Source organism: Glaciihabitans sp. INWT7 (assembly GCF_014217685.1).
In the GTDB taxonomy this organism is placed as follows: Bacteria; Actinomycetota; Actinomycetes; order Actinomycetales; family Microbacteriaceae; genus Lacisediminihabitans.
Genome location: NZ_CP043654.1, coordinates 101,297 through 122,795 on the forward strand (window position 1 = coordinate 101,297; position 21,499 = coordinate 122,795).

A 21,499-nucleotide genomic window follows, 5' to 3' on the forward strand; every position below is an offset into this window, starting at 1 on the left:
GCTCAGTCCTTTGCTGTGTTCGGGAAACCTGCAGTGGTGAGCAGATCGTTGATGACGCGTTCGTCGCGCGCGACGGCGCGCGCAGTCTCGGGGAGGACGGTGCCGGACTTCACGAGTTCCGTCAGGGATGTCTCCATCGCGACCATTCGCTCCTGGCGACCGCCGCCGAGAAGGTACTGCTGGACCAGTTTCATATCCCCACCTTCGCCGCCGGAGCCGCGCACCATTTCGGAGAACTGGCGGGTGTTGTAGGCGATCTCCTGCGCTATGGCGAGGCCGCCGCCGATCTTGGGGATGAGGGTCTGGACGATGACTCCCAGGAGCACCTGCGAGAGGAGCGTGCGCATCAGAGGCTGCTCGTTGGGTGGGAACATCGAGATCAGGCCGTCAATCGCTTCGGCTGTGGATCCGGCGTGCATTGTGGATACGACGAGGTGGCCGGAGGCTGCAGCATCGACGGCGGCGCTGGCCGTTTCGGAGTTGACAATTTCGCCGATGACGATGATTTTCGGGTGGGACCGCTTCGCGTTCTGGACACCTTCGGAGAAGGAGCGCACATGGCTTCCGACCTCACGCTGGTTCACCAGGCTGCGCCCAACCGGGTAGATGTACTCCACCGGATCCTCAATCGTGTAGATCGAACTCGCCTCGCTGATGTTCACGTCGTTGACCAACGCGGCGATGCTAGTGCTCTTGCCCGAGCCGGTCTGTCCGGTGAAGAGAAGCAGGCCGGCAGGACGCTTGATCGTGTCGAGCAGCGAGTCGGGAAGGTGGAGTTCCTGCGAGGTGGGGATGCGGCGGGAGATGATTCGGATGGTGGCTGTGGTTCCTGCAACTGTCTTCCGGACGGCGAGGCGTCCGCGGAACGTTCCGCCGATGTCGAAGGACGAGTCCGCCTGGCCGTTCGCTTCGAAGGCTTCGAGGCCACCATGAGCGAACTCGCTGATGAGGGTATCGATGATCCCCTGGTCTATCGTCGGCATCGCCTCGAATGCGAGCGTGGACTTGTCCTTCACATACCAGAGGCCGCGCTGTGCGGAAAGGTGGATGTCGGAGCATCCCTCGTCACCGAAGTAGTCGAGCATGCGGCCAATTTCGGTGATCGTGCTAGACGTCATGTCCGACCACCCGTCGCGCTTCGTCGTTGTCGGTGACGCCGTCGGTGACGAGGTATTTGAGGTTCGCAGCGAAGGTGGTCGAGCTTTCGGCGGCCGCAGCGCGGACCCCGCTCAGGGATTTGTTCTCGATCAGCCGGTCGGCGAGGTCGTCGTTGATCAGGAGGACCTCGTGGATGGCGTGGCGGCCGTGGTAGCCACCTTCCCCGTCCAGCTTCTTGACGAGGCGCTGCGAGATGACTCCGGAGACAGCGTCGAGCACCGAAAGAGGGGTGTCGTCGCTCAGCTCGATGAGGCGCAACAGCGCCGTCACGTTGTCACTGGCGTGGATCGTGGAGATGACACGGCGACCCGCTTTTGCCATGCGGACGGCCGCCGCGGCGGTCGCGGAGTCGCGGATCTCGCCGATGAACAGGGTGTCGAAGTCTGACCGAACCAGATAGCGCATGATGTCGCTGAATCCGGCGCCGACTTCCTCCTGAACTTCGATCTGCGATACGCCAGGAAGGACTCGCTCCACCGGGTCCTCGACAGCGATGACAGCCTTGCCCTCAGTTCCGATTTCGGTGAGTGCCAGGTGCGCGGTGGTGGTCTTGCCTTCGCCGACGGGGCCGGCGATCAGGATCATCCCGCTTGGCTTCAGAAGCAGCTCGCGGATAGCGGCGATGTTCTCGTCGGTTGCACCCATCGTGTCGAGAGTGCGGAGCTCGCCAATCTGAGGCAGACGGAGGACGATCTTTTCGCCACCGTCGAAGAGGGGCAGCGAGACAGCGCGAACCCGATACGGGAAACCGTTCATCGGCAGCTCGTAGCGTCCGTCGTCCGGGACGAGGGAGGAGCTGGTGGACAGCTCGGCGCTGGTTTTCAGCATGTTCATGATGACAGTCGCTTCACGGCCCTCGATGCGACGAATGGCCTCGAGGTCCCCGTCGATTCGAGCCTGGATGGTCAGCGACTTGTCGATGCCACTCATGTTCAGGTGAACGTCGGAAACGCCGGCGTTGACCATGTCGTGGAGAGCCCCCTCGAGCCACTGTCCTGCAGGGTGATCCTGGATAAGACCCGCCAGAGCAGGACGGACACCACGGGGGATGAGAACGGCGAGCACCGCGTCGTCTGGGGTGTCCGACTCGGATGACAGCTGTAGCGTTTCGGGTTCGATCTTCACGCGGACAGGCCAAGCGGCTTCGCGCTCGGCGTCCTCGTCGAGGAGCGAGTTGAGACTGAACGGGGTCTCCGGGGCGGCGATGCCCGCGGTGTCATCTGCGGTGTCATCTGCGACAGCAGCCTCGGCAACGGCCGGCTCCTCATCCGGAACCTCGACCGGCTCCGCGGCGACGAGATCAGGCGTAAAAGGAAGCATGAACGAGGGGACCTCCGTGGCGCCCTCGGCAAGATGCAGGTCATCCACATCGGCGATCGGTGTCGACGGCGGCACGGCGTCCCACGACGGAACGATAGGCGCGACGACGGGGTGAATGGTCTTCTCCATCAATCGCTCGAATGGGTCGTTGTCCGTCATCGCCTGCCACTTCCGGGGTGTCTTCGACGCGGGTTCCCGCGTCTACAAGGAAGGCATGCGGCAACAACGCCTGAGTGCTGAGAACGGGGCAGCGATGGTCAGGGGTTATCGGTCAGAAACGCACGAATCGAATCCACTTGGGCGCGGGTCAGGCCGAGCTCCGGGTTCGGCGCGATCATCAGTGAAGGCACATCTACGGAAGCGGCGACGGCGGCCCCGAACATCGGCACCTGATCGTCATCGACCCAGATGAAGGGTCCGGGGGTAACCGTGAGATCCTCGAGGATCTGGTCACGCTTCCATTCGAGGGGCAACTCACCAGCGCGGCCCGAACGCCGCCGGATGTTCAGCCAGCGGCCGCCACTAAGAGCGCCGACACGTCCGACGAGGTTCCCGATCGCGCCGTCCTCCAGCCAGGTGGTCAGCCACACCAGCTCGACGTCGAACTCCTCCCTCAGAGAATCGATCGCGGCAAGCATGCTGGGGGAGTGCCAGACCAGGTATTGGACGGCGAGCCCGCCTCCGAGCTTCACCGTCACCGTAAGACGCCGCGTATCACCCCACATGAGAGCAGGCGCGCTCAACACCCCGTCGACATCCAGGAAGAGACGAGCGCGCGGCGCGGAAGAGTTCACAGAACAGCCATGCGCGGGAGTCAGCGTTTCTTCGCCGGGCGGCGCGGACGTTTCGGGCGGGGCTTCGCCGCGACAAGTTTGGGCGCGGCGGTGGACGATCCGGGGGCGGCCTTCGGCTTAGCCGGCGCGACGCGCGCCGGACGCTTCTTCTTGGCAGAAGCGGGCGCGGCGGTGGCAACAGGTGCGGCGGGTGCGGCCCGGCGCGGACCCCAGCTCGGCGCGGCGGCCCCCGCCTTGAAGTTCAACGGCTCGGACACCGCGGCGACCCGCGCCCACTCCGCCAGATACGCCGCAGCGATCGTCGGATCCTCAATCGAGATCGCGTTCTCGAGGCTGGACTCGGCGTTGACCGTGAAGTTGAACGATCCGGTCCAGACCGCAACCGGCTTTCCGGCGGCCAGGCGGACCACGAACTTGTGGTGGAGCAACGGGTTGTTCGCCGTCCGAGCGCGAGGGCTGTGACCGACGCAGCGGACCGGGTCGATCTCATCGGAGGCGCCGGCCATGGATTTGAGCGGGGCCGGGAAGTCCTGCCGGCGGAGACCGCCGGTAAGCCGGGCCAAGTTCGCGCGGATGCGGACAGATGCCGGCTTCTTGTCGCCGTCCCGAAGCGCCCATTCCTTGTTGACGATCAGCGAGACCGGCTTCCCGACCAGTTCGTCCATCAGACGGGTGGACGTGATCCAGGCCACGCAGCCGACCACAGATTCGCTGTCCCTCAGGAACTGAGCAAGCGGCGTGGCGATGTCGCCAAGGTGCACCGTCACAGTGCCGCTGCGCGCGCCGCGCGATCGCTTCGACCAGTCGTAACCAGGTTTCGGCGCAGCGGCAGTGAGGGCGTTCAGGTCAAAAGCTTGGAGGCGGGCCACGGTTCTCGATTCGGCGGGACGCTGGCGGTCAGCGTTCCGATCTTCGAGAAGGAGACATGTGGCGATCTACTCGCCGCAAAAGTCGACGTCTCAGCCTTCAGTTGTGACGGGTGGGAAGCGGGTAGCCGAGTGCCGTGAAGTCGATCCCGAGGTTCACGGCGTTCGCCTTGATGACCGTGAGGTTGTGCTCGGCGGGCAGCGAGTAGTCCGTGCCCTCCCAGAGTTCGTCCGTGTACACGCCATCGAGTGTCTGGGCGAACTCGTCAAGCGCTCCGTCCCCGGTGAGCGGGTCCTCATCGTAGCCGGGGAAGTTCCAGTATTCGCGGCCGAGCGATGGGTGGTCGCTGATGAGGACGTTGCCTTCGCGAAGCACCTTCGGGAACTCGTCGTCCGCGAATGTGCGCTCGTCGTCACGCTCGATCGCGTTGGCGCCGGCGTGCTGGTTGAGGACGTCCTCGACGTCCATGTCGGCCGCCGCCGGCGAAAGCTCCCCGCGCTTGATCATCGTGGCGACCAGCTGAGGCCCGGTGAAGACCCGGTTCAGGTAGATGTAGCCAGCGACCGCATCCTGGGACAGTTGAGCCTCGGGCGGAGTCTGCAGCTTGTCGGTGAACTTCCCGGCTGTGCGGGGATGGTCAGCTTCGGTGAACGTCATGATCTGGTTTCGCTTTCTGGGTTACGCGGCGTCGAGCGAGACGAACCGCTCCTGGATGTAGGCGTGGGTGGAGTTGCGGAGAGCTGCCTTCGCTACGGGGCTGAGGGCCGGGTTGTCGAGAAGCGCGTTCTGCACCTGGGGGAGGGGGTCAGCCGCCAGCTCGAGCTGGTCCTGCTCGCGGGTGTTGGCGTGACCCGCTGCGAGCATCCGAATGTCGGTGGCGCGATCGCGGCACGCCTGCGCGAGAAGAGCGCCGTGAGCGACGGGGTTGCGGACCACTCGGGCCCGGGTTCCGAGATCGCCGCGCTCGTAGAGCGCGAGCTGAGTGTCCAGGCCCACGTTCGGGTGCCCAGCGATCCAGGTGTCGATCATCCAGTTGTCCAACCGGGCGAGCTCTTCGATTCCGTTTCCGGTAGTGAGCGGGTCGGTCGCGGGGAACTCGTAGTCGAACGGGTTCACCTCGTCCACGGGCTCGGCGACGTCGGCGAGCAGAAGACCCATTTCGGGACGGCTCTGCTCCTTGTCGACGAAACGGCCGGCCAGGCGCGGGTGATCAAGTTCGTTGAAGGTGTCCATGACGAACTACGTGTGCGGCTCGGTCTGACGGCACAAAATAAGACCGGCAGCGCCGCCCGCGTGCCTTTCGGCCAGACTCCCAGCACCCCCGAGCTGAACGTCTTTCGCGGGGAACGGCGCTGCCGGCCTAGCCCCTTGAGGCGCTTTTCAGCGCCACAAATTAGACATGCGGCACATTTGACGGCAACCGGCTCTTCCTGTACCAAGTGAGTGCCCTGGACAGATGCGCCCGTTTCAGGTGCAGGCCGGCGGTCTTGCGCATCGCATCGCGATCACCGGCTTCCGCCGCTCGGGTGTACCAGGAAAGGGCCAGTTCCATATCGCCTGCAGAAACAGCTCGATTGCCCATGTTGTACATCGCATCGCGGTGCCCCAGGTCGGCGGCCTTGCCGAGCCATTCGTTCGACGACGTTTCTTCCCCGAGCGCCAGGAGCACCATCGCGAGCCGGAACGTCCCGTACGGGTCTCCCGTCTCGGCGGCCTTTCCGTACCAGATCACCGCTTCCAGGAAGGCACCTCGCATCTCCGCGAACGCGGCAATGTCCAACATCGAGTCAGAGTCGCCGGCCTCTGCCGCAATCGACCAGAACTTCACGGCGGCCGCCGTGTCGCCGTTGTCCCAGTTCACCTGAGCCATAGTTCTCGCGAGCATGGCGGAGGCCCTGGTCAAGTCGGAGTCAGTCATGGAACGAAACCTACCGCGGCTCGCCCGCTCGCTGCGGAATCCGGCTCCCCAAACACACCTATCGGGTCGCCGAAACCGCAGCTTTCCGTGCAGCGATCGTGTGGTCGATAACGGTCAGAAGAGCGTCCTTGTGCTTGCTCGGGCAGCGGTGAACAGCTCCTCCGACGTTGAACCTGTGGCACTTCGCGCACTCGACCACGTCAGCCGTGGTCGTCCCCTTGATCAGACGGTTGTAGGCCTGGCCGATGGAGTTCGAGTTAGCGAACGCTCGAACACGCGCGGCCGTCGCCTTGTACCCGTACGTCCGGTTGCCGATCTTCACCGCGAGCACACCGCGGGTCTTGTCGTAACCGGCACCGGTGACGAACGTGTCATGCGGGCTCTGCTCGATAACCTGGCCGGCGGAAGCGATCCGGTCGGCGCGACGCTGCAGCAAGTCGCCGGCATCGCGAAGCGCCGTCGACGGGCGGCGGGACTCGAGCACAGCGCTGACCGCCTCGGACACCTGGGCTGCGGCGCCATCGGGGAAGTTCAGACCCTGGCACGACCACTCGCCCGGACCGTTCTGAGTCACTCGAACCCAGCCGGAGATGTCCCCGCCGTCGAACGTGCCGGTGACAGGCACATCGAAAGTCGAACCGGTCTCCTTGGCGTAGCGCTTGATCGACGTTGCCGAAGGCATCCGGATGGTCACTTCTTCGCCGGAGTAAGACATCCGGTGGGTGTGTCGGCTTCCCGACAAGGCGCGACCGTCGGTGGAAGCGGGAGTGAAATCATCCGGCATCTGAGGGTAGCCTGTGGCGTCCGGACGGTACTCTGCCCGGACGAAGTGTGAAGTCCACCAGGTGTTGACCTGCGCGGTGGTGGTTCCGGAACGCTCGGCCTTGCCGGAGACTGCAGGGATGAAGCCGGCGTCCAGCAGGGCGGCGTGGCGCTGCTCGCGCTGTGCAGCGGTCATGCCGTCGGCGGTGAGTGCGGTCTCGGGGGCGGATTGTGCCTTGTCGATGAACTGCCCGAGCACGGCATCGCGTGGGTGGGTGAGAGTGTCGAAGGTCGTCATGGAGACCTACGTGTGCGGCGGCTGTTCGGACCGTCACAGTCGGGTGTCCAAGGGTCAGGCGGCCGCAGTGCTGGACGGCAAGCTGAATCCGACGCCCATGCATGAGAATCGGAACCCCCGCAAAGGCGAGGAAGTTACGAACGGATCGCATGTACAAATCCTCGGAACACCCCCGTCACGACGGGGAAACGCCGATCAGATGTCGGCGTTGACGAACAACTCGACGAACCCGAACTTCTGCAGCGACTCCAAATACGTCCGCTCGTTCGACGGGTCGAAATACTCCACGTTGCCCGTGATGAGGGTGTACGCGGTGAACGGCGCGTAGTCGGTCGTCAGCAACAGCAGCGGCACGGGGTTGTCCCAGTTGCCGCCGAAGTCAGAACCGTCGACAAGGCCGGTGCCGCGAGGGGTGAGAAGCGCTGTGAGGATCGTCTCGGTGGACGTTTCGGGATCGAACTCACCACTCTCCGTCATCTCGGCGAGCACGACAGCCTGCGACTGTGCGGCGATCGACGAAGCGGAGTCCACGCGTGTGAGGAACGCGAGCACGTCGCCTTCCTCGTCGTCGGCGAAAGCGTCGTAGCCCTCGATGACATGCGCGACGAGCTCGGTGAGCGAGTCAGCGTAGATCGTCTCGTCTGCGACGAGCAGCGCGTACGGCCAGGAGGCGCCGTCCTCGCGGATCGGCGAAGGCGTGATCGTGGTCGTTTGGTTGGTCTCAACTGCGGTTGCCAAGGGCATCTCGATTCTGTGCGCGCCGGTGTGGCGAGGATGGTCAGAGAGAACATGCGCGGCGCCCCCGCGCGCCGCGCTACGCGGCGATCGGGGTGTCTTCCTCGGCCCTGCGACCGTCCTCGGCCAGCTGCTCACGAGTGGGGAACCATCCTCGGATGTCGTCTTCGTACATGTCGTGCTCCTTCGGTAGTGCGTCGGGGGTCCGTTGCAAATAAGACATGCGGCGGGTCTGCTGGCTACTCGCTGGCCGCGGCCGCTCGCTTCGCGGCTTGCTCCTGCACTTTGAGCTCATGACCGGCAGCAGCAGCGCCGCGAAGACGTGGCTCGTCCCGTTCGGAAGACTCGCCGAACCCTCCGTTGTCGTATCGGGACTTCGGGCGGGGTCCGTCATCGTCGCTGTCGAGGCGCGGAGCGAACTTGTCGATCTGCGCCGAAGTCGGGGACGGACGGGAGGTCGTCGGGATGTGGAGTTCGGACAACGCCTCCTTGTAGGCCGCGGTGGTCGCGAAGTAGGCCTTGTAGATGAACGGTTCGGAACCTTCGAGCTCAGCAGCACCGGTGCCTTTCGCTACCTTGGCGTCGGCGCGGATGTTCGACGGCACGTTCGGGACTGCGGTCTCGTCGTTGAACGACTGGGTGCGCTGCGATTTTGACGGGTTCTGGCCTTGAAGAATCTTGTGGCCGATCTTTCCCTTCAAGCTCGGGCCGATGCCCGTGTTGTTGTTGGTGATCTGAGTGGAGAGCACCATGCGCATGCCGACGAAGCGCTGCTGGCTGATGATTTTCGTGATGTAGGAGCTGAGGGCCGCCTTCAACAGGTTCTCCTCAGCGACCTCCATCGCCAGCGGGTGGTCCTTCGGGATCCCCGCGGGGATCTTGTCCGCAACCAGGAGGCCGGATACCTCGTCGACGATGATGAGGACCGGCTTGAACTGCTGCCCCGCGGGCATGTCAAGCCAGTTGGTGTGCCCCGAGGCGCCGAGCACCTCAGCGCGGCGCTGCCCCTCTTCGTACACGAGGGCGAGCGCGGTGACCGCGCCGGCGAGGCTGTCGCAACCCCAGCCGGAGTCCCGAACGAAAGGCTTCACCCAGTTGAAGTCGACCGCCTTCTCTGGCAGGTCGCAGACCACCAGCTCGGAACCGGAAGCGAGCGCACCAGCAATCAGAGCATTCAGCGTGACGGACTTTCCGGCACCAGGGGTACCTGCCACCATGGCGAAGGCCTGAGACACCCAGTCGATCGAAGCCACCGCGCCGGTCGCCTGTCCGGGCGCGGGGAGTTTCATCCCAAATGGGAGCAGGTCTCGAGGGGTCTTCCGAAGGCCTGCAAGAGGATAGCCGATTGCGGAAGGGAAGGTCGGCGGGTCGCTGGGGATGATGGAAGCGGTGAGCTTCTGTGGGTTCGTCTGGATGTACCAACCTTCGCGGCCGATGTCCGTCTCCACGGTCGCCTGCAGCTTCTCGTCATGCTTCGACGAAGAGTATTTGTTGCCGGGCAACTCAATGTCGAAGCCGCCGTCGCTTCGAGTCTTGATCTGAACTTCCCACGGCTTCACACCGAGAACCTGAGCAATAGCGCCCCGAGCACGGACGGTGCTGTCAGCCATTCGCTGCAGGCTCGCAACACCGAGAAAGGGTTCGAACCTGGTCAAGCGGTAGCCAGGGTAGTCGGACTCCAGCTTCGCCGCGATCTTGTCTCCGTCGGCTGGTTTCGTGTCCCGCCTCAGGCCGATGTCTTTCGTGTCCGCGTTGGTTCCGACGTCGACCATCTCGGTGATCGTTGTCTGCCGTGATGCCGTGACGCTGTTGTCGCCGGTGTTCATGTGCTCGACGACCCAGCCTTCGCCGAGAGTATCCACGACCCACTTCTCGAGAATCTTGGCGTGCTTCGCGCCGTCGAAGTTCGCCGGGAGCTTCAGTGTGTGGGTTTCAATCTTCTTCGCCATATCCATGAGACATGCGGCGAGAGCACGAAAATGCGGGCCCGGGAAGTTCCCGGGCCCGCACTGATCGTTTACTTGCCGAGGGCCTGCCGGTAGCCGGCCGCGCGATCGGAGGGGAGGTGCCACGACTGGTTGAACGTGAGGGAGTTCGGGGCGAAGTCGCGAAGCCGTCCGGACTTCCGCTCGAGCTCCTTCATGTAGAAGCTTCCCGTCTCCGAAGTCAGCAGACCCGCGTCGTCAGGGGCCCAGAAGTAGCCGTTGACGATGTCGCTGTCCGACTGGACATCGGTGGCGAAGAACATGCACCCGGGCTCGCGACCGTTGCCGAAGTCTGGCCCGTCGATGAGGTACGCGGCCGCGATCGTGTCGACGGGTCCTGCTTCATCGTCGTACTCCGGGATCCCGTCGAACGTCGCGGGCACGGTGACGGGAACGACGGCCGCCTTCGACTGGAAATCGGCTGCCAGCTGGTCCTGCTTGCCGTAGCCCGAGACGGCTCCGAGGAGCTTCAGCTTCTCGGTCGGGTAGTAGCGGGTCTTCGATCCCTTGAGGAAGAGGACGGTCTTCCCGCCAACGACACTGGCGGTTCCCTCGATCGCTTCGACCTGGTTGATGCGGTCGACCAGAACGGTCACCTTGCCGTTTTCCGAGGCGATGGTGTCGAGGACCCGTCGCGCGTCGTCCTTCTCGTCTTCCGTGTACAGCCGGATGGCCGCCCCGATGCGGGTGTTCACGTGCGGTGCCCCGCCGACGTGGATGATCATCCTCTCGCCGGGGACGATCGAAGGGTAGGTCTGCTCCGAGTGGATGTTGTGGTGGCCGTTCTTGTAGCCCTTCCGGGCGACGAAGACGTCCTCGGCGGACGCGGCGGTGAGTTCCGCTTCCGGTGCCGACTGGGGCTTGTCGGTGAAAGTGCCGTCGGCGATGCGTGGGTGAAGGAGATTGTCGGTGGTCATGCAGACATAGGTGTGTGGCTCTGCGGGGCCACGGTACTTCGAATGAGGAACTGCCCCTGCCAGCATTCGAACGGGGACTGTTCCTCATTCGATAGATTGAACGGAGGTGGAGAATCTGGGCACCACCTCCGCCCGCCCTAGTGCCAGCCGCTGATGTCCTGGTTGAAGGCGTAAGCCCCTTGGAACATGCCCGTCCGGGTCGGACTCTGTGCGATGCTGAAATCCAGCGGCTGGTTGAATACGACCGCGTTGTAGAACATGTAGTCCATGATCTTCACGTTCTTTGTGTCGAAGTTCACCGGCTGGTTGAAGGCCGGTGCGTTCGCGAACATGGACCGCAGGGTGGTGACGCTGCTCGTGTCGAAGTTCACCGGCTGGTTGAAGGCCGAGTCGTTGAAGAACATGCTGGACATGTCGACTACGTTCTTCGTGCTCGTGAACGTCAGCGGCGAATTGAATGCCTTGGCGGACTCGAACATGCTTCCCATCTTCGTTGCCTTGCTGGTGTTCAGAGAAACGGGCTGGTTGAATATGGTGTCCCCGTAGAACATGCCCGACATGTCTGTGACATTCCCGGTGAAGAACTTCACCGGCGTGTTGAACTCGGGGTTCGAACCGAACGCGTTGTTCATCGACGTGATTGTGGATGGAACTTCACGGACCACCCCAATGTTCTGCGCTCGAGTGAACCCGTTGTCCAGGTACTGGGTCTGAGTCTCCCCCCAAACAGGCACGCCGGTGATGCAGATGGCTGACCAGTTGTAGTCCCAGTCACCCCAGGACTGGAAAGTTCCGCTGATGGTTATCGTCTTCGGACCCGGCGTGTCAGTGTATGCGTGGCTTGCGTACTCTGTCGCTGTGGAAGAGGTGCCATCACCCCAGTTGATGGTGGCGTTCATGTCTCCACGGAGCGGGAGAACGATGGTGTCACAAGTCTCGGAAAGCCCTTGGAAGTCAGTTGTGTTGCGGTTGACGATTGACGTATCCCACGTGCTGACCATGCGCGCAGCGGTGGTGTGAGGGGCTCCGTCCGCGGTGAGGTCCGCTACAGTTCCGCCGTCATTTCCGGTAGCTGGAAGTGCTCCGCCGCCCTGGTTCCCGCCGCTGATCGGCAGGAGACCGACCTGCGTGCGAATGTCGGTCGTGCACCCAAGCGTGGCGTCCGAGATGCTGGCATCCCAGGGGAGCGCCTCCGCCTGCGAGTCGGTCGAATAGTAGTCCGCTCCGGTGGCTGACCGGGACACTGCGACGAAGCAGTTGAAGGCGCTGTCTGTTGCCACCGCGAGAGCGTCGGAATGGGGAAGGAGCTTCGCCGCGGTCAGTTCCGTTGCCGTCATGAACCCCTTGTGCGGGACCGCATCAGAACCCTTCACATACGCGACGGACTGGGCCGTCTTGACGGAGCTGAGAACCGATTTTGCTGCTTCGTTCTGCGACCACGGGATGACCGCGAAGACGGCGACGGCGATGACTCCGCCGATGATGCCGATGACGAGAACACCGACCATGATGCTGGCCAAGTCGATCGCGCCGGAAGCGGATCGAAGAGCCTGCCGGAAATCGGCAAGTCGCGGGCGACGGTGCCGGCGAACAGTGGGGAGGGAGCGACTCACGGGAAGTCCATTCGTTCAAGAGGAAAGAGCGCCAGGTAACGCTTCACCACATAGAGGGAAGGTGCCGCGCAAAAACTGCGAAGTGAGCTCAGGCGGCTAAACGTTCCAGTGGTAGTGCCCGCCGGCGTCTGGACCGTTCTTCCCGCAGACGTACGTCTTGCCAGCATCACCCAGCTCGGTTTGACCGAGGCTTTGGCATACGCGACCAGGCTGCACTGTCGGCGGCGGCGGCGGCGAGACCACGGGCGCGGCAGGGTCGCCGGCTGGACTGCCTGGCGGTGATTCGTGACTGAAAGGATCCGCCGGGACGCTTCTCGCCAACGCGACGCTGGCCTTGTCGGACTCGCTGATGATCCCAAGCACGGCGATCGATATCACCACCGTGCTGACGAAAGACAGGAGCAGGAACGCCACCAACGCCTGGAAGACACCGGCCATCCGGCGCATCTCCGCGCGCTGATTGTCGGCTCGCCGACGAATCGTTACCCGAACCGGGATCCAGATTTCGTAGTAAGCCCGAGCAGCGTTCGGATCAGCATAGAGACGTTGGGCGTGGAGTTGCTCAAGCTGCATGCCGAGGATGTCGCGGCGCGACTGGTAGAGGAGCGCGACACTGAATTCGCTGTACGTCGGCTTCGGCGGAGGCGGCTCGCGTGCGGTGCGCCCCATGGTGTCTTTTCGGCTCCGTCAATGTCGTGGACAGCCGCAACGACCGTCAGACAGTTAGACATGCGGCGGAAAATGCCGTCGGGCCAGGCAAAGCCGCACAGAGCCCTGCAGCGCTGGGCTTTTATCGTCGGTTGGGGTCGTTCTCCTGTGGGTGGCGGTTCTGGACATTGCGCAAGTTGCCTAGTGCGTTCAAAATGACAACAACGATCGTAAGCACGCTGAACGGCCAGGTGCTGTAGTGCCAAATGAAGTGGCCGATCAACCCGAGGCCAGCTACGGCCAGGATCGCCCAGGACAGCCGCTGCGTCACCTTCATTTGTCTCCTCCCCGTCATCGGACCTCTCAGCTGTCCTGGTGCTTCGCGAGGTACTTGCGGGAGATGACCTTCGCCGACGCCCGCTGGCGGTACCCGTCGACTTCGATGGTCGTGTCGGTCATGTTCCGCCACACCACACCTTCGGCAGCGCGTTCCGGGTTGACCAGCGACCGGAGCCCGTCGACCTGATCGACAGCTGCTTCGACGGTCGCGGGGAGAACCAGGTCGTAGATCGGGACCGCGATGGCGAGCAGCTCAGCCGGCCATTCGCTGCGCGGGAGCTCTGCGCCGTCGACGAATACGGTGAACGCGCGGAACTGGACGGACTTCTGGCCGAGCCGGTTCGAAGGAAGCGACGGGCCAAACAGCTCACCCTGCACGGCTGCCGATTCGCCGAGAGTGCGGAGAATTTCGTGGAGGCCGAGCTGCCGAGCGGTCGCCCACAGTAGGTTGTCGCTCTCCTGCAGATCGTAGTTCCGCTGCGCGACACCGAAGTCCTCCCTGAGTGTCCAGGCCGTCATCGAAATTCCGTCGATCTTTTCCGTTGCCACCCAGTTGCCGGGCGTGCCGATGATCGCTCCGTTGTTCTGGATGCGCTCCTCGTCAGTCTTCGGGATCCATGCCGGGAACACGCCGCGGACGTTGCCGGCAAGCTCTGCCGGGATCGGCGGGTCCCACTTCACGATGCCGAGGTCGCGGGTGACGTCGGAGCCGATGAAAGCATCGGTGAACTCCGGGAACTCGGCGAGTCCGAGGGCGAGACCCTGCGAGTACTGCCCGCGAAGCTTCGCGGTCTTCAGAACATGACCGGTGTTGCCTTCCGGGTCGGTGCGGACACCGCGCGGTGCGAGGAAATCAAACCTTGGGTCGGCGGTCGGGATGAGAGAGTCGATCTCCACGTACAAGCACAGGTCGCCGGCGACGAAATCGCCACTTTTTACGACCACGTCCCACCCGCGGACCCGCGCGCAGACGATCGCGTCAGCGTCGGGGATGTCACGGATCGATTCGATCCGTTCAATGGTCGCGAGGCGGCGGATGGTTTCGGTTCGTGCCGGAAGCGTGAGAGTCATACCAACGGCATGCGCGGCGAAGCTCAACCGGTGACGCGCGCAGCGCTGGCCACGGCGCCCGCCTGCATGCTCGCGACCGCGGCCGCATTCGCGTCAGCGATGGTGATGTTGCGGCCGCAGTTACAGGTTCCGTCGCACATGGTTCAGCCTTCCGATCGTTGAACCGGGCAGCAGCTGCAGCCCGGCGCCAGGTGAATTACAGGGCGATGGTGATGTCGACGCCGGGGCTCTTACCGAGCCGTTCCGAACCGATGCCCCAGTCGAGCGAGACGACGTACGCGTCGAGCTTCGATTCGAAGTCGGCAGGGAACCCGGCCGCGCCGCGCTCCCACACCGGGGCGCCGTCAGCGGAAACGATCTGGTTGACGGCCAGTCGACCGTTCACCATGTCACGTTCGACAAGCGCTGCCGTTCCGTTGCCGACGTAGTGGCGGACGTGCTGGCTGAGGCCTTCGAGCGCGAGCGCATTCTTGCGTTCCACCATCTCGTTCATCGCTTCGGCGACTGCGCTGATCTCCCGGTCGATAGCCCAGGTTGAGCGACCCTCGTCAGCTGCAGTCCGGAGGGTGAATCGCTCGCGACCTTCCTCGTTCACCACCCGTTCGAGTTCGGTGTTGCGGGCATCCTCGGAACCGTTGAACTCATCGCCGATAACGTCGAGGTAGTCCCGAATGTCGTCGTAGCCGTACTGGTCGATCGGGATCTCATTCCCGTCCTCATCCAGAAGCCGGACGAAGTCGAGCGAGGAAGCGTCGATGTCGTCGAAGATCTCGAACTCAGCGGTCGCGGCGTTCGGTGCAGCGTTACGGATCGCTTCCTTCATCGCTGAGACACCAGCATCCAGAACATTCCTCCCCGCATCCCAGTAGGCGGAGCGAGCCTTCTCCCACGCCGCGTTGGCCGGAGTGGGATCCGCGGCAGTCAGAGCCACCTGAGGTGCGCTCTGCGGCTTGTCGACGAAGACGCCGGAGCTGGCGCGCGGGTGGGCGATGGAGTCGAAGTCAGTCATGGGAACTACGTGTGCGGCTTCTCCCGGGCCGGACGACAGTGACGACGCTCACCTCGCCGTCAGATCGACTTCCTCGATCGCCGCCAACGCCACCCGAAGAGCTGCGGGAACTGTGCTGCTGGCCATCTGCATGTCGCCGCTTTCCAACCGGCCGATCCGGATATACCCGATCGGTCCGCCGGCCGCCTCGAACTGCAGAGATGTGATCTCAGCAAAGGGCGCGCACCCGGCGAACACCAGCGCCTCCCCATGCAGCCACTCAGCGACCGCCACATTGAACGGGTCCGTCGTCGCACGCAACGCCCGAGCGCCCGCACGAAGAATCACCAGCGTCTCAGCGTCCGTGAACCCGGTCGGCCCCAGCGGCAAACACTGCGCCGGCACACCCGAGAACGGGTCGATGATCTCCTCAGGGATCGTCACCCCCTGGGCGAGCAGAGCCTCGACGACATCATCAGCGACGACCGACAGGTTGATCGGACTGTCCTCGCTTTCAGCGTCTACGCCGACACGCTCGAGCGAACGGCCGATCGTCGCATAGGCGATGTTCTTCGCGGCGGAAACCTCAGCGGGTTCGAAATCTGCGTCGTCAGTCATGGGCGTCTCCGTCGGTCTGAAATCAGGTGTCGAGGAAGCTCCGGCATGCAGGCGACCTCACGAAAGAGACATGCGGCGGGAGAGCCCCGCCCTCCGGCACTGATGCGAACAGCGAGTACACGAAAAGCGCAATAAATTTGGTCTTACGGCCCTTAAGACCAGTTTTATTGCGCACCGGCCGACGAAGACGCACGAAAAACGAACTGTCGCACAATCTGCGACAGTTCACATCCCTACCCGCGGTGCTTCGCCAGCGCCCACGTGCCGATCATCGAGGCGAGGTCCTTGTCGGCCGGGGTGAACTGGTCGTAGATCGTACCGATCTCGTTTCCGAGCGCCGGTACGTTGAGCGAACCGGTCAGCCCGAACGAGCCGAACGTCTTCGCGTCCGGGTAGGTCTCACCGAGATACTTCGCGCCGGCCAGAGCGGTGCGGTTGTCCAGCTCGCGGACGCCGATGCGAGCGCGAACCTCAGAGCGAACATCGTCCACGGTCAGATCACGGCCGTTCAGCATGTCGGAGAAACCAACAGCGATATGGGCTTGCAGGTGCTTGTCCAGGTCAGCGCCGAGAGTGGCGTCGTCGCGGAGGCGGACGAGCTCGGAGATCTTCGTCTCACAGATCGCAGTGGTGTTCAAACCCAGACCGTCGACGGTCAGGTCATGGTCGGGGAGGTCGAACCAGACAGACGACCGCTCCCAATCACCGGCGTCGTAGAAGACCGCCGCGAATCGATCGCGGAAGAACGAGCTCACCGCCCCCGTCTTCCAGATCAGCTCGTCGCTCCACTCGTCGTCGGGCAGCCGACCCGGGTTCGAGGCGATGAGGTCGACGTCCACGCCGGCGGCCGCGGTGACAGAGGAGTCACCCTCGGCATATCCGACCCTCATCTGATCGACCGGGCTGGACGCCGGCAGGCTGAGCTGACGAGCGGTGAACGTGCTCATCACACCAGGATCCACCGACAGAGGTCGGAAGCTGAGCTCCACGATCGGGGCGGACTGCTCCTTGTCGGCGAATTTGCCGGCGAGACGCGGGTGCAAGAGTTCGTTGAAAGTCATGCCGACGTATGTGTGTGGCGCGGCGCAACCATACCGAAAACGGTATGGTTCTGGCTTTCAAGGAGCGGGCGACCGCACCCCGGGTCAGTACACCCCGCCCCGCTCCGCGAACAACCGCTCGAACGCGTCCTTCCCCGTCGTCGCACGCAGTGTCGCCTCGAAAACCTCATCGCGGCCGGTGAGGTCCAGCGACAGAAGACTAGCCCGAGCTAGCGCCCGAGCCGAAAAGTGCGTCAGCGATACGGCCGGCCTCAGCGGACGCGGACCACATCGATCTCAGACCGCAACGGCAGCACCGGAGCGCCCACCCTCTCGAGGTACTCCGCGTTCACCAGAAGACGAGTCGTCGCGAGGAACGAACCGGTCTCCCGGTCCAGATCCGCGAAAATCGTCGCACGCTCAGTCGCGCGCCCGTCGCTCACACCGTTGGCCGCGTCATCCGCGTCCAACTGGCGAAGCTTCGCGGTCAGCTCCGGCAGGCTCTCGAACGTCATCCCGTGGGAGACGAACTTCGGCTCGGACGTACCCAGCTGAATTTCCGGCGCGCCCTGCGGCTTGTTCGCGAACTTGCCGACAAGGCGGTGGTGGTCAGCTTCGGTGAAGGTCGTCATGTGGGCGTAAGTGTGCGGCTCGAAACGGGGACGGTCCGAGAGGCGGTCAGTGGAGCGTGGAGCCGGTCCAGTTCAACGGGGCGTTCGACGAGGCGGGTGGCGATCCGGGGACGTGGTCGAAGCGGGAGTTCGCTTTCCCGTGCTGACTGGCAGGGGTCATCGAACCGGACAGGCCAGCCCGGCGGCAGCGGACCCCCGCCAGGATGACGGCAGCCGCGGCCGCAATCGCGAACGAGCTGATGGCGATGAAAAGCCAGCCGGCCTGCGCGTTCACGCCGCCGCGGGTCGCCAAGCGGATCCCTTCCGGCAGGGTGAACCAGCTGACGAGCGCGACAAGCGCGCCGAGCGTGAGGAAAGTGTTCCCCCGGCGGATCTGACGTTGCCGGAGTTCAAGCAGGTCAGCCAGATCGAGGGCGGCCTGGCTTGGAGTGGAGATCGGTTGGTGGTTCATTGCGGCTTTCGGCTGGTGCTGGTGAGTGAGGCTAGGTAATGCTCGACGTCGAGGGCGGCGACCGTCCCCGACGCGGCGGCGGTGACCGCCTGGCGGTAGGTCGGGTCGATAACATCGCCGGCCGCGAACACACCCGCCTGGCTGGTGCGGGAGGACCGGCCGTCAACTTCGACGGTGCCGTGGACGGTGAGCGCAAGCTTCCCGTGCACAAGGTGGGTGCGAGGGTCCGACCCCACCGCGACGAAGAGACCGTCGAGGGGAAGGTGCCGGCTGGCGTACGGGGTGACGAGGGTGACACCGCTCAGGTGGTCGTCGCCGTGGAGGGCGACGACCGCGGAATCGAAGATGAACTCGATCTTCGGGTTCCGGTTTGCGCGGTCCTGCATGGCCTTCGACGCCCGCAGGCGCGAGCGGACGAGAACGTAGACCTTCGCGGCGAACTTCGTCAGGAAGAGTGCCTCCTCAAGGGCGGAGTCCCCTCCGCCGACGACGGCGATCGTCTTCTCGCGGAAGAAGAACCCGTCGCAGGTGGCGCACCAGGAGATACCGTGCCCGGACAGGCGTTCCTCGTCCGGCAGGTTCAGCTTCCGATAGGCACTCCCGGTCGCGAAGATCACCGCGAGGCAGTCGTGAACGGTCCCGTCGCCGATGGTGACCTGTTTCGTTTCGCCGTGCAGTCGCAAGTCGACGACATCGTCGTAGACGACCTCGGCGCCAAACTTCTCAGCCTGCTCCTGCATCGCGGCCATCAGCTCCGGGCCCTGGACGCCGTCCGGGAAGCCGGGGAAATTGTCGACTTCGGTGGTTGTCATCAGGTCGCCGCCGGCGGAGACGGAGCTCGCGAGCACGAGAGGGTTCAGGTTCGCGCGCGCCGCGTAGATGGCGGCGGTGAGGGCGGCCGGCCCGGAGCCGATGATGATCAGCTCACGGGGCCCGCCGGCAGTGGTCAAACCAGAGCGCCCTCGGACGCATCCGCCGTGACACGGTTCTCCCACAGGGCTTCGACGAACACCCAGTAGTCGTTCCGGATGCTGTACAGCGACTCCACGAGGGCGTCGAACGGTCCGTCGATCAGGGTCTGCAGCGGGCGGAGAGGCCAGTTCTCCAGATCAGCGAGGATCCGCCCCCAGAGAGACGCGGGGGACTCCTCGCCCTCAGCGCCGGCCGGGCCGTCGCCGATCGAACCCTGCGCCAGGTACAAGATCGTCTTCGCGTCGTTGGTCAGGATCTCGATGTCGAGAGCCTCGTCGCTGAGCGATTCGGAAGCCATGGCGATCAGGTCGTTGCTGAGGACAGCCCAGGAGGCGGGAACGAGGAGCGCGAGGAGGTCCTCCGCCTGCTGGCGGGACCAGTCGACCTCGGTGGCGTCGTTCATGCCGTCGGAGAGGTCGATGCGGTCGAGGTCTTCGTCCGGCTCGCCTTCCAGCCACTCGGTGATCCGGGCCTGGACTACCGGGTCCTCGGAGTCGAGGCCGACGGTGGACAGGACGTCCAACCACGTTCCGGTCTCCACGTCGTAGAGGCCGGTGATGGTCAGCTCGAGTGCGACGCGGACAGCCCACACATCGGTGCGCTCTCCGGTCTCCGGTGCGGTGAGGCGTTCCGGCAGCCACAGCTGCGGGTGCCAGAAGGCGGAAGGCTCGGCGATGGCTGGCCAGCGCTGTCCAGGCTCGCGCTTGGAGAGGGGGATGGCGAGAAGGGGCGAGGAGACGATGACCTCTTTGGGGAGGTTCGAGTATCGAGTCCACCGCGAAAGCCGATCGGCGATCGCCATCGCCTGCATGGGCAGGAGCAGGGACTCACCGGGGGATGTCAGAAACTGACGGCGGCGAATTTCCATTGGTGGTTTCCCAGATCTATTCAGTGACCTCGGGACGGATTCCCGTGTGGTCTTACCGAAGAGACATGTGGCAACTGGAGGTCGTCTGGAGGGACGCCGAAATTCAGATTGCTGGGAAGCTAATGCAGCCCAGAGATTGGGTCAGTCGGCACTCTCGAATTCGTGGTCCGGCTGGTCGCCGTCAGGGGTGTGTTCGTCCTCCTGGTCACCACAGATTTCGCATTCGCCCTCGGAGCTGAAATGCCCATGAGGGTCGACCTGATCCTCGTCCGCTTCTTCTCCGCAGACCGGGCAGCTCCAACTCGCCATGTTCGTTCCTTCGAGGTCGGCGCGCAGGGCCCGGACCGGGTTCGGGTTTCGTGGACAGGATGTCGTCGGAGATCCTGGCTGGTCGATTCAGGAAAGTCTGGTCTGACCGTGACGGGGGACTGAATTGCCGTTTCTTTCAGGAAACGTCCAGTTACCGGAGTTACCAGTTTCAACCAGGGGGTGGTAACTTTTGCCGCCCATATAAACAAAGGGATGCAAGCCCCTTTTGTAGTAGTGGTTACCAAGTTACCAAGTTATAAATATATATATACATGAGGAAGAGAGAAGGCCTATAGGGCCAACTAGTACCCCAGCCCCTCCCCTAAGCATGGGTCCCGGGAAAGTGGTAACTGGGTAACTGGGGCCTAAATTCAAACGCTGACCAGCATTTTTGTGGTTACCAGCCCCTGGTTTTTTGAGGTAACAAGTTACCAGGAATCGCCCGATTTCGACTCGAAACGGCCATTTCGAGTGCTCCGCGGTGCTTTCCGCAGCCGAACGATGGACGGCAATCGCCGTCCTGGGAGCCAGCGGACCGCGCCGGACCGCGCGTTCGGAGCGGTTTCACCCAAATTCTGCAGCGAGAACGATCGCCATGATCGCGAGATCGATGCCGATGGCGACAACGCCGATCACCAATCCGGCGATCGCGAGCCCTCTTCCGCGATACCCGAGTGGTGATTTCAAGAGCAGTCTCAGGGCTAAGACCACGCCGATCAGGCCGAGCGGCAGAACTATGAACGGGGTCGTAGTGAAGCAAATCGCGATCAAAGACAGGACGAAGGGGAGCACTCCGCTTCCGAATCCACGGGTCGGAATCCCTGCCACTTCGGAGGCGTCCGTCGGTGTGCTCCGATGGCCAATTGAGGTCTGCGGCGGGGTGGTTGTCGATCGCACTTGCGCCCCAGAGACCGGAACCGATTGTCGCCCCGGGAGAGCGACCGGAGTCGGGACGTAGACCGGCTGAAACACCACCTCATGTTCCGCTTCGGAACTGGCGTCGACAACCGCGGCCGGAGCTGACTTTTCGGCCTCCCTCGCGGACACCCATCGTGCGTAGTAGTCGGCAGATCGGGTCGGATCCTCGGCCACCCATATCGCGTCCTCCGCCGACAGTGTCAGCCCGAGCCGGCCTCGAGCCTGATCGCTGCGCAGGCACGCGCGGAACTGCTCGAGCGACGTGCCGATCTCCATTT

24 protein-coding genes are annotated in these 21,499 nt (G+C 63.8%); all 24 read right to left on the reverse strand.

What is annotated here, in order from left to right; translation table 11 throughout:
• Nucleotides 1–2 precede the first annotated feature (2 nt).
• A complete protein-coding gene (locus F1C58_RS16640; RefSeq protein ID WP_185204243.1) occupies nucleotides 3–1,118 on the reverse strand; it encodes a type IV pilus twitching motility protein PilT in 1,116 nt (371 codons plus the stop codon).
• Nucleotides 1,108–2,637, reverse strand: coding sequence for a GspE/PulE family protein (locus F1C58_RS16645; protein ID WP_185204244.1), 1,530 nt, complete (start codon nucleotides 2,635–2,637; stop codon nucleotides 1,108–1,110). Before F1C58_RS16645 ends, F1C58_RS16640 begins: the two co-directional genes overlap by 11 nt.
• A 98-nt stretch (nucleotides 2,638–2,735) precedes the next feature.
• Nucleotides 2,736–3,272: an HAD domain-containing protein gene (locus tag F1C58_RS16650; RefSeq protein ID WP_185204245.1), complete on the reverse strand. Its 537-nt coding sequence runs from the start codon at nucleotides 3,270–3,272 to the stop codon at nucleotides 2,736–2,738.
• 20 nt (nucleotides 3,273–3,292) lie between these two features.
• Nucleotides 3,293–4,141 carry a hypothetical protein gene (locus F1C58_RS16655; protein ID WP_185204246.1) on the reverse strand — a complete coding sequence of 283 codons (849 nt, stop codon included), beginning with the start codon at nucleotides 4,139–4,141 and terminating at the stop codon, nucleotides 3,293–3,295.
• 97 nt (nucleotides 4,142–4,238) lie between these two features.
• Nucleotides 4,239–4,796 carry a hypothetical protein gene (locus F1C58_RS16660; protein ID WP_185204247.1) on the reverse strand — a complete coding sequence of 186 codons (558 nt, stop codon included), beginning with the start codon at nucleotides 4,794–4,796 and terminating at the stop codon, nucleotides 4,239–4,241.
• Between the two features lie 21 nt (nucleotides 4,797–4,817).
• Nucleotides 4,818–5,372 carry a hypothetical protein gene (locus F1C58_RS16665; RefSeq protein WP_185204248.1) on the reverse strand — a complete coding sequence of 185 codons (555 nt, stop codon included), beginning with the start codon at nucleotides 5,370–5,372 and terminating at the stop codon, nucleotides 4,818–4,820.
• A gap of 160 nt (nucleotides 5,373–5,532) precedes the next feature.
• Complete coding sequence (locus F1C58_RS16670) at nucleotides 5,533–6,057, reverse strand: tetratricopeptide repeat protein (RefSeq protein WP_185204249.1); 525 nt, start codon at nucleotides 6,055–6,057, stop codon at nucleotides 5,533–5,535.
• A 58-nt stretch (nucleotides 6,058–6,115) separates the two neighbouring features.
• On the reverse strand, nucleotides 6,116–7,117 hold the full coding sequence (locus tag F1C58_RS16675) for a hypothetical protein (protein WP_185204250.1): 1,002 nt from the start codon (nucleotides 7,115–7,117) through the stop codon (nucleotides 6,116–6,118).
• 195 nt (nucleotides 7,118–7,312) lie between these two features.
• On the reverse strand, nucleotides 7,313–7,855 hold the full coding sequence (locus F1C58_RS16680; protein WP_185204251.1) for a hypothetical protein: 543 nt from the start codon (nucleotides 7,853–7,855) through the stop codon (nucleotides 7,313–7,315).
• A gap of 236 nt (nucleotides 7,856–8,091) precedes the next feature.
• On the reverse strand, nucleotides 8,092–9,801 hold the full coding sequence (locus tag F1C58_RS16685; RefSeq protein ID WP_185204252.1) for an FtsK/SpoIIIE domain-containing protein: 1,710 nt from the start codon (nucleotides 9,799–9,801) through the stop codon (nucleotides 8,092–8,094).
• Nucleotides 9,802–9,869: 68 nt separating this feature from the next.
• Complete coding sequence (locus F1C58_RS16690; protein WP_185204253.1) at nucleotides 9,870–10,754, reverse strand: hypothetical protein; 885 nt, start codon at nucleotides 10,752–10,754, stop codon at nucleotides 9,870–9,872.
• Between the two features lie 137 nt (nucleotides 10,755–10,891).
• Entirely contained in the window at nucleotides 10,892–12,367 is a 1,476-nt protein-coding gene (locus F1C58_RS16695; protein ID WP_185204254.1) for a BspA family leucine-rich repeat surface protein, read from the reverse strand.
• Between the two features lie 96 nt (nucleotides 12,368–12,463).
• The gene (locus F1C58_RS16700) at nucleotides 12,464–13,036 is read right to left on the reverse strand and encodes a hypothetical protein (protein ID WP_185204255.1); all 573 of its coding nucleotides are present in this window, start codon (nucleotides 13,034–13,036) and stop codon (nucleotides 12,464–12,466) included.
• A gap of 121 nt (nucleotides 13,037–13,157) precedes the next feature.
• Nucleotides 13,158–13,352, reverse strand: coding sequence for a hypothetical protein (locus tag F1C58_RS16705; protein WP_185204256.1), 195 nt, complete (start codon nucleotides 13,350–13,352; stop codon nucleotides 13,158–13,160).
• A gap of 26 nt (nucleotides 13,353–13,378) precedes the next feature.
• Entirely contained in the window at nucleotides 13,379–14,425 is a 1,047-nt protein-coding gene (locus F1C58_RS16710) for an RNA ligase (ATP) (protein ID WP_185204257.1), read from the reverse strand.
• 196 nt (nucleotides 14,426–14,621) lie between these two features.
• Complete coding sequence (locus F1C58_RS16715; protein ID WP_185204258.1) at nucleotides 14,622–15,434, reverse strand: hypothetical protein; 813 nt, start codon at nucleotides 15,432–15,434, stop codon at nucleotides 14,622–14,624.
• 48 nt (nucleotides 15,435–15,482) lie between these two features.
• Nucleotides 15,483–16,031, reverse strand: coding sequence for a hypothetical protein (locus F1C58_RS16720; protein WP_185204259.1), 549 nt, complete (start codon nucleotides 16,029–16,031; stop codon nucleotides 15,483–15,485).
• A 233-nt stretch (nucleotides 16,032–16,264) separates the two neighbouring features.
• Complete coding sequence (locus F1C58_RS16725; protein ID WP_185204260.1) at nucleotides 16,265–17,092, reverse strand: hypothetical protein; 828 nt, start codon at nucleotides 17,090–17,092, stop codon at nucleotides 16,265–16,267.
• Between the two features lie 251 nt (nucleotides 17,093–17,343).
• Nucleotides 17,344–17,703 carry a hypothetical protein gene (locus F1C58_RS16730; protein ID WP_185204261.1) on the reverse strand — a complete coding sequence of 120 codons (360 nt, stop codon included), beginning with the start codon at nucleotides 17,701–17,703 and terminating at the stop codon, nucleotides 17,344–17,346.
• Between the two features lie 46 nt (nucleotides 17,704–17,749).
• Nucleotides 17,750–18,154: a hypothetical protein gene (locus F1C58_RS16735; RefSeq protein WP_185204262.1), complete on the reverse strand. Its 405-nt coding sequence runs from the start codon at nucleotides 18,152–18,154 to the stop codon at nucleotides 17,750–17,752.
• Nucleotides 18,151–19,104: an NAD(P)/FAD-dependent oxidoreductase gene (locus tag F1C58_RS16740; RefSeq protein ID WP_185204263.1), complete on the reverse strand. Its 954-nt coding sequence runs from the start codon at nucleotides 19,102–19,104 to the stop codon at nucleotides 18,151–18,153. The genes F1C58_RS16735 and F1C58_RS16740 overlap by 4 nt, the downstream gene beginning before the upstream one ends.
• On the reverse strand, nucleotides 19,101–19,994 hold the full coding sequence (locus tag F1C58_RS16745; RefSeq protein WP_185204264.1) for a hypothetical protein: 894 nt from the start codon (nucleotides 19,992–19,994) through the stop codon (nucleotides 19,101–19,103). Before F1C58_RS16745 ends, F1C58_RS16740 begins: the two co-directional genes overlap by 4 nt.
• Nucleotides 19,995–20,135: 141 nt before the next feature.
• Nucleotides 20,136–20,303: a hypothetical protein gene (locus tag F1C58_RS16750; RefSeq protein WP_185204265.1), complete on the reverse strand. Its 168-nt coding sequence runs from the start codon at nucleotides 20,301–20,303 to the stop codon at nucleotides 20,136–20,138.
• Between the two features lie 564 nt (nucleotides 20,304–20,867).
• Nucleotides 20,868–21,497 (reverse strand): DUF4190 domain-containing protein, encoded by a 630-nt coding sequence (locus F1C58_RS16755; protein WP_185204266.1) that lies wholly within the window; start codon nucleotides 21,495–21,497, stop codon nucleotides 20,868–20,870.
• Between the last annotated feature and the right edge of the window lie 2 nt (nucleotides 21,498–21,499).